Source organism: Intrasporangium oryzae NRRL B-24470 (assembly GCF_000576595.1).
Taxonomy (GTDB): domain Bacteria; phylum Actinomycetota; class Actinomycetes; order Actinomycetales; family Dermatophilaceae; genus Intrasporangium_C; species Intrasporangium_C oryzae.
Genome location: NZ_AWSA01000121.1, coordinates 1 through 658 on the forward strand (window position 1 = coordinate 1; position 658 = coordinate 658).

At 70.7% G+C, this 658-nt stretch carries 1 protein-coding gene; it reads right to left on the reverse strand.

Annotated features, from left to right (window positions below; genetic code table 11):
• Window positions 1–658, reverse strand: a 658-nt coding sequence (locus N865_RS23160) for a hypothetical protein (protein WP_169735780.1), incomplete at both ends; no start/stop codon positions are given.

The following is a 658-nucleotide window of genomic DNA, read 5'->3' on the forward strand; positions in this document are numbered from 1 at the left end:
GTCTTGAGGGCGATGAGGGCTGCCATCCATTGGCCTCCGCTGGTGCCGGTGGCGGTGTAGGTCCCGGTTGTGGTCGTGACGCGGTAGGCGGTGGCGAGGTAGTCGGTGGAGACGCTCAGGTTGGGCAGAGCGCTCCACCCGGCCGCCCAGGCCGGTGCGGTCGTGGCGGACTCGATGCCGACGACCCCGAACAGGATCTCGCTGGGCTGGGTCGTGGTGGCCGGTCCGGAGCTGAACGTGGACGCGGTCCCGGTCGCTGCAGCGCTCGTGTCGATGCCGGTCACGCCGGCGAGCTCGTCGACGCTCACGTGGGTTTCCCCGGAGGAGGAGTAGGTCACGACGATCGTGGCGCCAGCAGGCAAGGCCATGGTCGTGAGCGCGACCAGCGTGACGGCGCGGTCACCGGCAGAACCGTCGTTGACGTCACGAGCCACCGCATAGGAGTTGCCCGCACTGTCCTTGACCGACACGGCACCGGTGACGCTCGTCGAAGACAGCAGCAGCGACACCACCAAGGTGTCCCCGGCCTTCACCCCGCTCGAGCCGACCGTCAGCGTGGTCGTGGTCCGCGCCGCCGACGCGGTGGCCGACCCGACCCGCTGCACGTAGCCCACCGGCCCCGACGGGGCCTGCGGGGTCGCTGAGGCCTCGTTCGACG